Origin of the sequence: Thermococcus eurythermalis, assembly GCF_000769655.1 — an archaeon.
Taxonomy (GTDB): Archaea; Methanobacteriota_B; Thermococci; order Thermococcales; family Thermococcaceae; genus Thermococcus; species Thermococcus eurythermalis.
Window position 1 is genome coordinate 1,592,817 of record NZ_CP008887.1, and the last position, 13,404, is coordinate 1,606,220.

Sequence of the window (13,404 nt, forward strand, 5' to 3'; positions counted from 1 at the left end):
ACTATATAATACCGGGTCTCATATTAAAACATTATCCTCCACATTTGGAGCAGAGACCAACTATGAGCAGGCATGCCAGCCCAAACGTTTTATATTGCCTGCCTTCACAATGCAGTTAATGGGCTATGTTTGGCATGAAGGAATGTAGAAAAACTATATGAGAACCCTGACAATAAACACTGACGCGGAGGGGTTCGTTTTGAGGATTCTCCTGACGAACGACGATGGAATCTACTCCAACGGACTGCGCGCCGCTGTGAAAGCCCTGAGTGAGCTCGGCGAAGTTTACGTCGTTGCCCCCCTCTTCCAGAGGAGCGCGAGCGGCAGGGCCATGACGCTCCACAGGCCGATAAGGGCCAAGCGCGTTGACGTTCCCGGCGCAAAGATAGCCTACGGAATAGATGGAACTCCTACTGACTGCGTGATTTTCGCCATAGCCCGCTTCGGGAGCTTTGGTTTAGCCGTGAGCGGGATTAACCTCGGCGAGAACCTGAGCACCGAGATAACAGTCTCAGGGACGGCCTCCGCTGCCATAGAGGCCTCAACTCATGGAATTCCGAGCATAGCGATTAGCCTTGAGGTGGAGTGGAAGAAGACCCTCGGCGAGGGTGAGGGGGTTGACTTCTCGGTCTCGACTCACTTCCTCAAGAGAATCGCGGGAGCCCTCTTGGAGAGAGGTCTTCCTGAGGGCGTTGACATGCTCAACGTCAACGTTCCGAGCGACGCGACGGAGGAAACGGAGATAGCAATCACCCGCTTAGCCCGGAAGCGCTACTCCCCAACGGTCGAGGAGAGGATTGACCCCAAGGGCAACCCCTACTACTGGATTGTCGGCAAACTTGTCCAAGACTTCGAGCCAGGGACAGATGCCTACGCCCTGAAGGTCGAGAGGAAGGTCAGCGTCACGCCGATAAACATAGATATGACTGCGAGGGTGGACTTTGAGGAGCTTGTAAGGGTTCTGTGGGTGTAAAACTTATATTTACATATACGATGAGCAATTGAACTCATTAAATCTAATCTAAACAAGAGTAATGCTATGCTTATTAATTTATGTTCACACAAAGTTTATTAACGTCAATGGAGAATATATCCAACGGTGGTTTCACTTGAAGGAGTGGGTGAACTGAGGCTCTGGAACTCATCTCGTCAAAATAGTCCCCAAGAGGAGGTAAATCCCATGAAACTTCGCTCTCTCCTTTACCCCTTTCTTTTTCCGGCATGGGAGTTCCTGCTGATAGTTTTACTTCCCCCGGACTACTACGTTGGAGCTTCCTGCCTTCAGACTCATCCACATCCAATTTGTAGCTTTCACTTTAGGCCCTCACCAGCGTTTATTCTCCTCGTGATAGCGCCGTTTATAGTCTCAATCCTCCTCGGCCTGTGGAAGAAATGGGATGAACCCATAGCGTTTGGAATCCCTGCGCTTGCCGTTGTCTTAGTAACTCTCCTACTCCTGTATATCTTCGAAAAGTCTTGGATTCCCTTTACCGGAGCGGGAATCGCCTCGGTGGTTTTGTATGGTGGCCTCTACAGAAGAATAAACTGTTCCGCAAAAGGAAGGGAAAAATGGGTGTGGCTAACCGTGTCACTCATAATCTCGTTTATCCTCTGCATTATGGTTTGGAGTGGAATATCTGGTGCAGTATAAAATCACAAATCTCAACTCGGGAGGAGATGAGTCAGAGTAATGCCGATAAACATAGATATGACGGCGAAGGTGGACTTTGAGGAGCTTATAAGGGTCCTGTGGGTGTAAAACTTATATGTACAAGGAGAAAAGAATAGTCTCGTGGCCCCTCATGCACAGCTACGACGCACAGCCAACATGCACATGGGGTTTGTGCACATTGTTTTATGCACCGTATATACATGAGGATGATGTCATTGAAGAAGTTGATAACCACAGACCTGTACTACTCCAGTTAGACAATGGAGGCAGTGTAGTAGATAAACAAAAATCATACGACGACCATAGTGTTGTCATAGTTGGATACGTTGGAAACAGCCACACCATAGATTACGTAGTGATTCATGATGGATGGGACATGTACGAGCACTATTTGGCGTGGGGTAACTGGGGCTCAGATACATACTTAGTGAAAATTACTCCAAAACAGGGGTGAGCCCGATGAAGCTCCGCTCGCTCCTCTATCCTTTCCTCTTTCCCGCATGGGAGTTCCTGCTAATGATTCTGCTTCCCTCAGAATATTACGTTGGAGCTTCTTGCCTTCAGACGCACCCATACCCCATTTGTGACTTTCACTTTAGTCCATCGCTGGCTTTCGTTGTTCTCGTGATGGCACCGTTCATGGCCTCAATCCTCCTCGGCCTCTGGAAGAAATGGAGTGAGTTCATAGCGTTTGGAACATCTTCACTTGCCGTTGTCTTAGTAACTCTGCTCCTTCTTTATCTCTTAGAAAAGTCACCGGTACCCCCCATAGGGGCAGGAATCACCTCGGCGATACTATACATTGGCGTCAGCAGGGGGAAACTACCCCACAGAAGGCGGGGGAGAAATGGATATGAGCAACCATGTCACTTATAGCTTCAATTATCCTCTGTATCATGGTGTGGAACGGCATTTCCGTCAAAGTATAAGGTATGGGAGTGAGCTTATGGAACTAAAAAACCTCCTTCTCCACCTTTCTGTTATTGCTTTCTCAACGGCCTGGGAACTTATGCTTGCCTACAATAGTCGGTCCGTCGGTGGATATTATGTTGAAAAAAGCACAATTTTCTTTGAGAACTGGACGGCTGGGGCAGGAAGACCCTGCGTTTCCTGGAGCAAATACTCTCCATCATTGGAGTTCGTTCTCTTGGTCCTTCTTCCTGCACTCGTCCTGCTCATCTTGTACCTCTGGTTTAAGGTTCCCACCCTAATGAACTCAGCAATCTCAGTAGGGTTGCCCGTTTTGTCAGTGATTGTGGTCTATTTTAAAACTACTGGGCCGGGCGTTTTGTTGGTTCTACTTGTCGTGTCGGCTGTGGTCGGGGGGCATTAGGAAAAGACAAGTGGGAAAAAGTGCTGCTCAGCATTGCGGGCTTTCTGCCGGGCCTTATAGTAGGCATGATGATAGTGGCTGAACTCACAGCTGCATCGTGTTAACATGGGGTGGTAAACCATGAAGCTCCGTTCACTCCTTTATCCTTTCCTCTTCCCTCCATTGAATTCGTGCTCGCTTTCGCCGTTCCGTGGGAAGACTACGTGAAGGCCGTCTGCTGGTCGAGGAACCCTCCAGCCTGCTCCTTTGAGTTTTCTCCATCACCGATCTTTTTCCTTGCCGTTGCGCTTCCGTTTCTCATTCCTACCGTTTACGCCCTCTGGAGGAAGCGGAGAGAAACAGCCCTGCTTTCGGGTTCCGCAGGGATTGTGGTGCTCGCGTGAACGGCGCTCATGACCTTTGACGAGGGAATCGCCCTGCTCGTCGTTCTGCTCATCGCGCCCCTTCTCCAGTGGGCTGGAGAGAAGGTTTTGGAGATACAACCTGATAGAAACGATGAAACACGATGAAACCATATGGGCCGTCGCAGCCGTTCTGAGCTTCCTCGCGGTCTGGATTGTTGTTCGTATGGGGCTCGCGGTCAGCGTGTAAGAAAAGGGAAAAGCTCACTCCTCCCCGAAAATCCTCTCCACGAACCACTTCTCGTCGAACGGCGTAAGGTCGTCGTAGCCCTGACCGACGCCCACGAAGAGTATAGGCGCGCCTATCGCGTGGCTTATGCTCAAGGCCGCTCCGCCCCTCGCGTCGGCGTCCAGCTTCGTGAGAATTACCCCGTCTATTCTAACCGCTTCGTTGAACTGCTTCGCCTGCTCGACGACGGCGTTTCCGCTCAGACTGTCGCCGACGAAGATGACCAGGTCGGGCTTGGTGACTCTCACAATCTTCTTCATCTCGTCCATGAGGTTCCTGTTGAGCTCGTTCCTTCCCGCGGTGTCCACGAGAACGACATCAACCCCCCTCGCCTTCGCGTGCTGTATGGCGTCATAGGCAACTGCCGCCGGGTCCGCCCCGTAGTCGTGCTTGATGACCTTGACGCCGACGCGCTTGGCGTGCTCCTCTATCTGCTCTATAGCTCCAGCTCTGAAGGTGTCGCTGGCCGCTATGACGACGCTCAGCCCGTTCTTCTTGAGCCAGTTGGCGAGCTTGGCGATGGTTGTTGTCTTCCCCGAACCGTTGAACCCGACGAAGACTACGACGAAGGGCTTCTCTTCCTTCGAGCGGATCATCTCAAGGAGGTCGAGCTTCTTTTCGGGCGTTAGGATTTCAAGAATGGCATCTCTTAGTGCCCCTTCAATGAGCTTGGCCTTGTTCGTTCCGATGCGAACTTTTTTGCCGACGAGCTTCTCTTTAATCTTCTCCCTGAGGGCTTCAACGGTCTCAAGGGCAACATCTGCCTCAAGGAGCTCAAGCTCCAGCTCGTCGAGTGCATCTTCGACGTCCTTCTCCTTTATCTCGACCTGGAGGAGCCTCTCCATCAGGCCGGGCTTTTTCTCGGCCTCGGCCCCTTTCTCCACCTTTTTCTCTTCCTCCTCGATTTTCTCCTCGACCTGCCGGGTGAACCTCTTGAGCTTCTCCCTCAGCTTTCCAAACATGCTCCCACCCGGAGAAAAGATTGAGGAAGCCTATAAAAAGCCCTCGGCGATAGCTGGTGTCATCACTCCTCAGACCCGAAGCCACTCGTCATCGGGCGCTGGTCTCTCTACCTCACAGTTTATAAGCCACGTGCCTCAGCGCCTCCTCACGTAGGTCTTGCCCCCCACTACCTTTCCGCCATCCAGGCGCATCACGTCAACCCTCTCGAAGCCAACAGTTTCCCTCTTGTACGCTATGAGGTAGTCTATGAAGTTCCTCAGCTTGTAGCGCGTTATCGAGTCCTTCACATACTTGCTTTCATACAGCAGGACAAGCTTATCCCTGTGCTCTTTCAGCCACTCGGTTAACTTTTCCCGCTCTTCCTTCGGGCGTGAGAGGGGGTTGAGTATCAGGTACACGTCGAAGTCGTCACCCTCAAAAGGTGAACCAATGTAAACATCACCGTCCACCTTAAATGGGAGGTGTTCCGCAAGTATGCGCTTGCCCCTACTGCCCCATACATTCAAGTATATTTCCGCGAGTCTCTTCCCGTCTCCAGTTATTAAAACCGCTCCCGAATCCATTTCGGCTATTTTCTTCAACATCGTCATCACAAAAAACTTTTCCACGAAGGTTTAAAGTTTTTCCCAAATTTTCGGTTTTTTCCAGACCGCAAAGTATATATTTGCGTTACACTTTAGATATTTTCAGAACTCGTGAGGTGTTAGGCATGAGAAGATTGCTTGCTCTGTTCCTGATAGGCGTTATGGCCTTTAGCGTAGTGGCCAGCGGTTGCATCAGCGGTGGGGAGGAGAAGACCGGAATAAACATCCTCTACACCTACACTGGCTCTTTTGGTGACCCTGCTAAGGGCAAACAGGCCACTCAGGCTCAGCTCCAGCAGGGTGCCTGGGTAGTCTACCAGGTTGCCGGTGGAACCGGTCTCGGTGTCTTTGAGGCCATAGGCGACTACCTGAAGGCCAACAACAAGAAGATGGGCCCGCCGTTTGCAATCGGTGTTGACTCCGCCCAGGACTGGATTAAGCCGGGAGCAATAATTGCGAGCATGATGAAGCGCGTTGACCTCGGTGTTTACAACGCCGTCAAGCAGGCGGAGGAGAACAAGTTCGTCGGCGGTGTCGTCGAGCTCGGCCTCAAGGAGGGCGGTGTCAAGCTCTCAGACATCGAGGACGTCAAGGCCATGTTCGATTCTCTTCCTGAGGATATCAAGCAGAAGAAGCTCAGCGAGCTCGGATTCAAGAGCGAGGACGGGCTCATCAAGTTCCTTGAGCAGACCAGGAAGCAGGTTCCAGACTGGATATGGGGGGCCGTTGACGAGCTCCAGAACCAGATAGTAAACGGCCAGATTGTCGTCCCGAAGGCCACCGCCAAGGACCAGATTGAGGCCCTAAGGAAAGCCGAGGACTGGAAGACCATGGAGGAATACGCCAAGAACTGGAGCGCCAACGAGCCCGCTCCGGAGACCCACTTTGATGAAAAGCTCAACCAGAGGCAGAACACCAAGAAGATAGCCGTCGTTTACGATGTTGGAGGCAGGGGCGACCTGAGCTTCAACGACATGGCCTACCTCGGTGCCAAGAGGGCGGCCGATGAGTTTGGCCTTGAGGTCACCGAGGTTCAGAGCAACAGCGAGAACGACTACCTCCCGAACCTCAGGAGCCTCGCCAAGAGCGGTGAGTACGACATCATCGTTGCCGTCGGCTACATGATGACCGAACCCGTCAAGCAGGTTGCCCAGGAGTACCCGAACCAGAGGTTCGTCATCATCGACGGTTTCGACCCAGAGATGCCCAAGAACGTCCAGATGGTGCTCTTCAAGGAGAACGAGGGCTCGGCCCTCGCCGGAGCCCTTGCGGCCCTCATAGCCCTCAACGACGGCAAGGATACCATCGGAATCGTCCTCGGTATGGAGATTCCGGTGCTCTACAAGTTCGAGGGTGGATACCGCTTCGGTGCCTACTGGGCCCTCGACTACTACCAGAACCACAAGCAGTGATTTCTTCCCTTTTTTGTTCTTCTTTCCCTGGGGGTGAAAAGCGATGGAAGAGCGGACTCCAGTGCTTGAGATGAGAGACATTGTTAAGGTTTATCCGGACGGTACAAAGGCCCTCAAGGGCGTCACCGTTAAGGTCTACGAGGGCGAAATCCTCGGCCTTCTCGGGGAGAACGGTGCCGGAAAGACGACTCTGATGAAGATACTCTTCGGAATGCTCAAGCCCACAAAGGGCAAAATCTTCCTCAGGGGGAAGGAAGTCCACTTCAAGAGCCCCGCAGATGCGATAGCCAACGGAATTGGAATGGTCCACCAGCACTTCACGCTCGTGGACGTCTTCAACGCCCTCGAAAACATAATCCTTGGCATGGAAGGACACGGCCTCCTGTCCAAGATTGACGTCGAGAACGCTAGGAAGAAGCTCCAGAAGCTCATGGACGAGCTCAACTTCCAGGTGCCCCTCGACGTCCCGGTTGAGAACCTGCCTGTCGGCGTCCAGCAGAGGATTGAAATCCTGAAGATGCTCTACCGCGACGTTGACATACTCATTCTCGACGAGCCCACGGCAGTCCTCACCCCGATAGAGGTGAAGGAGCTCTTCGCAGTTCTCAGAAAGCTCAAGGAGCAGGGGAAGACGATAATCTTCATCAGCCACAAGCTCAACGAGGTCATGGAGATTACCGACCGCGTTACCGTCATCAGGAGGGGTGAAGTAATCGGAACAGTTAATACCAGCGAAGCAACGCCAGAGCTCCTCGCTAAGATGATGGTCGGCAGGGACGTTGTGCTGAGGATTGAGAAGCCTCCAAAGGAGCCCGGTGAGGTCATTCTCCGCGTTGAAGACCTGTGGGTCAAAGGCGACAGGGGGGAAGAGGCTGTTAGAGGCCTCACCTTCGAGGTGAGGGCAGGCGAAATATTCGGAATAGCCGGTGTCGAGGGCAACGGCCAGAGCGAGCTCATAGAAGCTATCTCCGGGCTTAGGAAAGTTGAGAAAGGTAAGATTTATCTCAACGGTGTGGACATCACCAGCAAAACGCCGAGGGAGCTCTACGACATGGGAATGGCTCACATCCCAGAGGACAGGACTCACATGGGCTTGATTCTGGACATGAGCGTCACAGAAAACTCAATCCTCGGAATGCACTGGAGGAAGGAGTTCTCAAGGGGCTTCCTCCTCGACTGGAGTAAGGTTGAGGAGCATGCGAAGAGGCTCATAGAGGAGTTCGAAGTCAGCGCGCCCGGAACCAAGGCCCCTGTGAAGAGCCTGAGCGGTGGAAACCAGCAGAAGCTGATAGTTGCGAGAGAGGTCAGCAAGAAACCAAAGTTCATCATAGCGGCTCAGCCGACGCGCGGTGTTGATGTAGCATCGACGGAATACATCAGAAACTACCTCGTCAAGCTGAGGAACGAGGGTAAGGCCGTCCTTCTCGTCTCTGCAGACCTGGACGAGGTCTTACAGCTCAGCGACAGGATGGCGATAATGTACGAGGGCCAGTTCATGGGCATAGTTAAGCCGGAGGAGGTTACCGAGGAGCAGATAGGACTCATGATGGGAGGTGTTAAGGGTGAGCCTCAGGAGTGAGCTCAGGGGATACACCAAGCCCCTTGCCGAGAGCGTCCTGGCGATACTCATCGGCGCCTTTGTTGGCGCCCTCGTCCTCTGGTTCAGCGGCTACAGCCCGGGTTCCGCTTACTACTGGCTCATCAAGGGGTCTCTAGGGTCAGCTGACGGCATTGCCGAGGCCCTCAGCAAGGCCGCCCCGCTAATCCTGACCGCCATAACCTTTGCAATAGGTGCCAGAACTGGACTTTTCAACATCGGAGCCGAAGGGACGGTTTACTTCGGCGCCATAGCGGCGATAATCGTGACCCAGCACCTCCAGAACCCGATAGCCGGCCTCCTCGCTGGCCTTCTCGTAGGTGCCCTCTGGACCCTACCGGCGGCAGTCCTCAAGGTCTTCAGGGGAGTGCACGAGGTCATATCCACGATAATGTTCAACTGGATTGCCTTCTTCGTCGTCAGCTGGCTTGCGGTCAGCGTCTACTACAACCCGAAAGACCCCAACAGCACCCTGCCAGTTCCACCTTCGGCCAGGCTTCCGCTCCTCATGAAGGGAACGAGCCTTTCCTGGTCTTTCATAGTCGCAGTGCTCACGGCAGTGATAATCTTCATCGTGATGTGGCACACCAAGCTCGGTTACGAGCTCAGAACCAGCGGTCAGAACCCGAGGGCGGCAGAGTACGGCGGAATTAACCCAAGGCGCTCTGCAATATGGTCGTTCGTTATCGGCGGCATGAGCGCGGGACTCGCAGGGGCTGGACTCGTCATGGGAGTTCCCCCGAGCTACGCGATAACCCAGGGACTGGCCAACGTTTACGGCTACGGCTTCGATGGAATAGGCGTTGCCCTCGTCGGAAGGAACCACCCGCTCGGCATAATCTTCTCCGGAATCCTCTTCGGAGCGCTGAACGCAGGAGCTACAGCAATGCAGCAGCATGCCCACGTCCCGCTTGAGATGGTCAAGGTCATTGAGGGAATAATCATCATAGCGGTCGCCGTCCCCGGACTGCTCGACCTCGTTACCAAGGTGTTCAGGAGGGGTGAGGCATGAACGAGACAATGATAATCAGCCTGCTCCTCGGTTCGCTCGCCGCAATGGTTCCGATAGCCCTGACCAGCATAGGCGCCGTGATAAGCGAGAGGGCCGGTGTCGTTAACATCGGCTACGAGGGAATACTGATGTTCTCAGCGTTCTTCGGCGCGATGTTTGCAGAGCTTGCGGGAAACGGCTGGGTTGGACTCCTCGGCGGAGCCCTCGTCGGCATGCTCCTCGGAGCCCTACACGGAATACTGACGGTCTACCTGAAGGGAGACCACGTCATCCCAGGTATCGGCCTCAACCTCCTCGCCGCTGGAGCCGTGGCCTTTGGAATCTTCGCATACTGGGGAACCGCCGGTCAGCACCAGGTTCCGAGCAACGTCCAGATTGAGCCCCTCTGGATGGACGCCTTCGGAAACTCCCTCAGCCCGATGGTGCCCATAACGATAGTCATCGCCATAATAGCCTGGTGGGTGCTCTTCAAGACCCCATTCGGGCTGAGGATTAGGGCGGTCGGTGAGAACCCGGAGGCGGCAGATGCCCTCGGAATAAACGTCGAGCTCTATCGCTTCACGGCTGTTCTGATAGCGAGCGCCCTTGCAGGAATAGCTGGAGCCTACCTGAGCGTTGACTGGCTCGGCACGGTCACGAAGACGATATCCGCTGGAAGGGGTTTCATAGCCCTCGCCAACATGGTCTTCAGCGGCTGGAACCCGCTCGTGGCGCTCGGAGGAGCGTTCCTCTTCGGGTTCTTCGACAACCTCGCAATCTACATCCAGAACAACCCCTGGCTCGCGGGGACGATACCCTGGCAGTTCATAGCGACGCTACCCTACGTCGTGACCCTGGTAGTGGTCGCGGGAATAATAGGAAAGGCGAGGCCGCCGAAGGCCGACGGAAAGCCCTACAAGAGGGAGTGAGCTCCCTCTCCGTTTTTATCTTCTCTTCCATTGCCGACTGCAGATAGAAATGAAACTGACGGGAAAAAGAGGAAGTCACTTCTTGAGTATGACCCCAAGAGCAACCCCAAGCACTATTCCAGAGACCAAGGAAAGCACCACATAGCGTCCCACGTCGTTTTCCTGAACATTCCCGGCTTCCTGGCGCTCACCGCCGAGGGCCTTAATCACGGCGGCGCTGTTCTCTATCAGAACTTCGGTGTAGGGCTTCTCACTCCAGAAGACACGTATTCCAGCCAGGGGCTTCCCGCTCTTCCTGGCCAGCTCGCTCGCCGCGTCCTTCATCTGCTCAGGGCTGTCTACTGCATAGATTACAAGGTCTGCCCCTCTGGCCGTTTCGACGAGTTCGTCAACGGCTATGGCCGGAACCTCTTCCTCAGGCTTTATCGAAGCGACCGCGGTAATTCCAAGCCACTCAATGGCGTACTGGTTCGAGGGGAGCTGGATTACGGCTGTCCTGTTCTCATCAACAAGCGCCTTGTAAGCTTCAACTATGGCCCTAACCCTGCCTTCAAAGTCCGAGTACAACTCCCTATAAAGTCCCGCGTTCACCGGGTCAGCCTTTTCGAGCGCCTTCTCCACGGCCGATGCTATGGCCAGGGCGTTGTAGGGATCGAGCCAGACCCCGTGAGGGTTGTCCTTGCCGTTGTACCAGTGTTCGGGCAGGTAGCGGAAACCTTCCTCCCTGTAATCATCAAAGAAAAGTGTCTCCCCGGTAATGGTGCCTTCCTCCTTGAGCTCTGATATTTTCTTTTCCATGGGCAGGTGCCCGCCGGTGGTCACTATGACGTCCGCACTCCTCAGGAGTTCAATCTGGTCCGCAGTCATCTGGTACTCATGGGGGTTTGCACCCGGCGGAATCAGGTACACGACTTCCACTGCGTCGCCGAAGGCGTCCTGGACTATTGAGGCAATAGGAGCTATGCTGGCGACCACTAGGGGCTTTTCCTCTGAAGCGCCGGTGAGCGGAATAAACGACGCGATTAGGAGCAGTGCTATGAGCAGAGTTCCCCTCTTCATTTTCGGTCACCCTAACTTAACTCAACGCACATCTTTTAAACGTTGTTCGGGGAATCTTGCAGATTACAGAAGTCTTATAAACCGCATCACTTCTGTACTATGGGGTGTCGTCATGAAAAAGTTGGGAGCTTTAATAATCGTGTTGCTGTTTCTGAGTAGTGCACTCCCGGCGGGTGCCTATGACCCCAGCCCCAGGGTTCTCGTGACAATAAGCCCCAACACGGAGCTGCTGAGTGTTGTCTACTACCTTGCCTTCGGAAGGGGCGACCCATTCGTCATAGACCGTGGAGGCTATCTCGACGAGGTGGACTCGTACTTCGCACCTTACAGGAACCACCGCGCGGTCAAGATGCTGAGGGAGCACCTCGACGGGGCGTCATCAATATCCGAAAAGGACATGCTGCTGTATTCCCTTGAGTACTACCTCCTCCTCTGTACAGAACCCCCGGAGCTCCAGCCCTGGGCCCCCATCGACGATCCATGGACTCTAGACTTTATCGGGGTCCTTAGGGACTTCGCGCGGGAGAGCAACTTTATGGCCTTCTACAGAGACCACCAGGACTACTACACGGAAGACCTTGAGATATACGAGAACGCCCTCTCACTCCTCCCGCCGGACGAGTTCATGGGGCGCTACATGGGCGTCTCCAACGTCAGCTTCGAGTTCTACCACCCGTTTCTTGTTGCAATCCACGGCCACAGCTTCAGCCCAGTCCGCGACGGCCTTCAGGTCTACGGCGCTGGCGGAATAATCCCCCTGGTGAGGCGCGACCCCCAGAGGACGCTTTGGAGCTACAAGACAGCGAGGGACACGATGTTTGGCCTTCCCCTCAACAGGGACTACATCAAGAGCAGGGAGCTCAACGAGCTCATATACCTCACATTCATCTACCATGAGCTCGGCCACGACCTCACAATTCCCGGTCTCAACGCCCACTATGACGACCTCACGTACAGCCTCAGGTACCTTGAGGACACGATAGAGGAAGACATGCCGTACCTTGCACGCTACGATATACACTTCTGGGGCCCAACCGGGATGATATATGAAGGCTTCGCCGACGGCTGGGCCGACTTTGCGCTTAAGGAAGTCACCCCCGCGTACGCAGAGCTGGAGATGTGGATGCAGAAGGCCTGGGGAGAGTTCTGGATAGAGGACACCCTCGAAATCTACGAAAAATACGCCGAGATAAGCACAAAAGAAGGAAAACCCCTGGACGACTACGTTGATGATATGATGGACGAACTGAAGGCCGCAGTACCGTCTCAAAATGCAGAGGAGCTCTACCAGAAGCGTGTCCCAGTGACCCCCTTGAAGGCATTCGACAAAGGAGCCGTTGCTGGAAGAGTCGTTGTGGTGTACGGCACCCAGAACCCCGACCCCAGCGGGACAGAGTACGACAAGAGGACAGCCAAGGCCATAGCCGAGAACCTCAGGGCCTTTTACTCCCAGTGGCCGCATTACGTTGATGTAGTAGTTAAAGCGGACGTTAACGTCACCGACGACGAGCTGAGGGAGAACATCGTCCTTGTTGGAGGCCCCGTGTCGAATATGCTGGTCGAGGAGCTTGACGATAAGTTCCCGCTCCACTTTGAGAGAGTCAACGGGACATGGGTTCTGGCACACGCCACAGACGTCACGAGCTTTGTCCTTCTCGACGATAAGAGCCCGCTTAGGGGACTCTACGGCGATTCAAGTGTTGTCGCTGGAAGTCTCGGGGACGTTGTTAATGCGAGCGTCGTGATGGCGGTTAGAAACCCCTACAACCCGGAGAACTACATCGTCTGGGTTGCCGGCGAGAACAGGGAGCTAACGGCGCTGTTCCAGAATCCGACCTACTACCTCAGCAGCTATGAAATATGGAGTAAAAATGGAATAGAGCTGGGCTTCTACGTTCAGCCGCTCGCCTCTTCCTGAGCGGGGTCTGCTTCTTCTCCATTTTCCTTTCCGTTCCCGTTGCTCTTGATGTGGGGCTTGCCGATGGCAATTGTGAAGCCCTTGAAGCTGTCGTCCTTCCTGTTGAACTCTATCGCCAGGGGGAGGCCGTTGTCCTCGTTGAAGACTATCCTGACAATCCTCGCCCGCGAGTGGTCGCTGAGATAGTCCTCCTTCAGGCTCTCGTAGTTTTCTATAACGCTGTCTATGCTCTCGCTGTGCATTTCGTAGATTTCACGGGCGTAGACGCTGTGGTTGCGTATCTCCTCGACTTTCTTTTCCCTGTCCATGGTAGCAC

At 54.1% G+C, this 13,404-nt stretch carries 15 protein-coding genes; 10 read left to right on the forward strand and 5 right to left on the reverse strand.

Annotated features, from left to right (window positions below; translation table 11 throughout):
- Positions 1-199: 199 nt before the first annotated feature.
- The 5 genes from surE to TEU_RS08610 all read left to right on the forward strand — a co-directional run bounded on the left by surE (position 200) and on the right by TEU_RS08610 (position 3,005).
- Complete coding sequence (surE, locus tag TEU_RS08590; protein WP_050003968.1) at positions 200-973, forward strand: 5'/3'-nucleotidase SurE; 774 nt, start codon at positions 200-202, stop codon at positions 971-973.
- Positions 974-1,099: 126 nt separating this feature from the next.
- Positions 1,100-1,651, forward strand: coding sequence for a hypothetical protein (locus tag TEU_RS08595; RefSeq protein ID WP_227738698.1), 552 nt, complete (start codon positions 1,100-1,102; stop codon positions 1,649-1,651).
- A gap of 115 nt (positions 1,652-1,766) precedes the next feature.
- A complete protein-coding gene (locus TEU_RS08600) occupies positions 1,767-2,126 on the forward strand; it encodes a C39 family peptidase (protein ID WP_050003387.1) in 360 nt (119 codons plus the stop codon).
- 5 nt (positions 2,127-2,131) lie between these two features.
- Positions 2,132-2,548 carry a hypothetical protein gene (locus TEU_RS11640; RefSeq protein WP_050003388.1) on the forward strand — a complete coding sequence of 139 codons (417 nt, stop codon included), beginning with the start codon at positions 2,132-2,134 and terminating at the stop codon, positions 2,546-2,548.
- Entirely contained in the window at positions 2,520-3,005 is a 486-nt protein-coding gene (locus TEU_RS08610) for a hypothetical protein (protein WP_144244841.1), read from the forward strand. Before TEU_RS11640 ends, TEU_RS08610 begins: the two co-directional genes overlap by 29 nt.
- Before the next feature lie 310 nt (positions 3,006-3,315).
- On the opposite strand, the gene TEU_RS11995 is transcribed toward TEU_RS08610, so the two are convergent.
- The 3 genes from TEU_RS11995 to TEU_RS08620 all read right to left on the reverse strand — a co-directional run bounded on the left by TEU_RS11995 (position 3,316) and on the right by TEU_RS08620 (position 5,182).
- On the reverse strand, positions 3,316-3,441 hold the full coding sequence (locus TEU_RS11995) for a hypothetical protein (protein WP_265100824.1): 126 nt from the start codon (positions 3,439-3,441) through the stop codon (positions 3,316-3,318).
- 169 nt (positions 3,442-3,610) lie between these two features.
- Positions 3,611-4,597: a signal recognition particle-docking protein FtsY gene (gene ftsY, locus TEU_RS08615; RefSeq protein ID WP_050003390.1), complete on the reverse strand. Its 987-nt coding sequence runs from the start codon at positions 4,595-4,597 to the stop codon at positions 3,611-3,613.
- 135 nt (positions 4,598-4,732) lie between these two features.
- Positions 4,733-5,182, reverse strand: a complete 450-nt coding sequence (locus TEU_RS08620) for a hypothetical protein (protein ID WP_050003391.1) — start codon at positions 5,180-5,182, stop codon at positions 4,733-4,735.
- Positions 5,183-5,307: 125 nt separating this feature from the next.
- Here TEU_RS08620 and TEU_RS12040 point away from each other — a divergent pair, with 125 nt between their 5' ends.
- Genes TEU_RS12040 through TEU_RS08640 form a run of 4 tightly spaced genes read left to right on the forward strand, consistent with a single transcriptional unit; the run spans position 5,308 to position 10,111 of the window.
- The gene (locus tag TEU_RS12040) at positions 5,308-6,594 is read left to right on the forward strand and encodes a BMP family lipoprotein (RefSeq protein WP_050003392.1); all 1,287 of its coding nucleotides are present in this window, start codon (positions 5,308-5,310) and stop codon (positions 6,592-6,594) included.
- 43 nt (positions 6,595-6,637) lie between these two features.
- Positions 6,638-8,173, forward strand: coding sequence for an ABC transporter ATP-binding protein (locus TEU_RS08630; RefSeq protein WP_050003393.1), 1,536 nt, complete (start codon positions 6,638-6,640; stop codon positions 8,171-8,173).
- Positions 8,157-9,203, forward strand: coding sequence for an ABC transporter permease (locus tag TEU_RS08635; RefSeq protein ID WP_050003394.1), 1,047 nt, complete (start codon positions 8,157-8,159; stop codon positions 9,201-9,203). Before TEU_RS08630 ends, TEU_RS08635 begins: the two co-directional genes overlap by 17 nt.
- Entirely contained in the window at positions 9,200-10,111 is a 912-nt protein-coding gene (locus TEU_RS08640; protein WP_050003395.1) for an ABC transporter permease, read from the forward strand. Before TEU_RS08635 ends, TEU_RS08640 begins: the two co-directional genes overlap by 4 nt.
- Positions 10,112-10,186: 75 nt before the next feature.
- Here the strand turns inward: TEU_RS08640 and TEU_RS08645 are convergent, their stop codons facing one another.
- Positions 10,187-11,170: a metal ABC transporter solute-binding protein, Zn/Mn family gene (locus tag TEU_RS08645; protein WP_050003396.1), complete on the reverse strand. Its 984-nt coding sequence runs from the start codon at positions 11,168-11,170 to the stop codon at positions 10,187-10,189.
- Between the two features lie 112 nt (positions 11,171-11,282).
- Here TEU_RS08645 and TEU_RS08650 point away from each other — a divergent pair, with 112 nt between their 5' ends.
- Entirely contained in the window at positions 11,283-13,088 is a 1,806-nt protein-coding gene (locus tag TEU_RS08650) for a DUF4932 domain-containing protein (protein ID WP_050003397.1), read from the forward strand.
- On the opposite strand, the gene TEU_RS08655 is transcribed toward TEU_RS08650, so the two are convergent.
- Positions 13,067-13,396, reverse strand: coding sequence for a hypothetical protein (locus tag TEU_RS08655; protein ID WP_050003398.1), 330 nt, complete (start codon positions 13,394-13,396; stop codon positions 13,067-13,069). The two genes, TEU_RS08650 and TEU_RS08655, sit on opposite strands and share 22 nt — an antisense overlap.
- Between the last annotated feature and the right edge of the window lie 8 nt (positions 13,397-13,404).

What these genes read in the sequence shown, in the direction of transcription:
- TEU_RS08600 (WP_050003387.1), top strand. Translation starts at nt 1,767, where the DNA reads ATGTACAAGGAGAAAAGAATAGTCTCGTGGCCCCTCATGCACAGCTAC.
- TEU_RS11640 (WP_050003388.1), top strand. Translation starts at nt 2,132, where the DNA reads ATGAAGCTCCGCTCGCTCCTCTATCCTTTCCTCTTTCCCGCATGGGAG.
- TEU_RS08610 (WP_144244841.1), top strand. Translation starts at nt 2,520, where the DNA reads ATGGATATGAGCAACCATGTCACTTATAGCTTCAATTATCCTCTGTAT.
- TEU_RS11995 (WP_265100824.1), bottom strand. Translation starts at nt 3,441, where the DNA reads ATGAGCAGAACGACGAGCAGGGCGATTCCCTCGTCAAAGGTCATGAGC.
- ftsY (WP_050003390.1), bottom strand. Translation starts at nt 4,597, where the DNA reads ATGTTTGGAAAGCTGAGGGAGAAGCTCAAGAGGTTCACCCGGCAGGTC.
- TEU_RS08620 (WP_050003391.1), bottom strand. Translation starts at nt 5,182, where the DNA reads ATGTTGAAGAAAATAGCCGAAATGGATTCGGGAGCGGTTTTAATAACT.
- TEU_RS12040 (WP_050003392.1), top strand. Translation starts at nt 5,308, where the DNA reads ATGAGAAGATTGCTTGCTCTGTTCCTGATAGGCGTTATGGCCTTTAGC.
- TEU_RS08630 (WP_050003393.1), top strand. Translation starts at nt 6,638, where the DNA reads ATGGAAGAGCGGACTCCAGTGCTTGAGATGAGAGACATTGTTAAGGTT.
- TEU_RS08640 (WP_050003395.1), top strand. Translation starts at nt 9,200, where the DNA reads ATGAACGAGACAATGATAATCAGCCTGCTCCTCGGTTCGCTCGCCGCA.
- TEU_RS08645 (WP_050003396.1), bottom strand. Translation starts at nt 11,170, where the DNA reads ATGAAGAGGGGAACTCTGCTCATAGCACTGCTCCTAATCGCGTCGTTT.
- TEU_RS08650 (WP_050003397.1), top strand. Translation starts at nt 11,283, where the DNA reads ATGAAAAAGTTGGGAGCTTTAATAATCGTGTTGCTGTTTCTGAGTAGT.
- TEU_RS08655 (WP_050003398.1), bottom strand. Translation starts at nt 13,396, where the DNA reads ATGGACAGGGAAAAGAAAGTCGAGGAGATACGCAACCACAGCGTCTAC.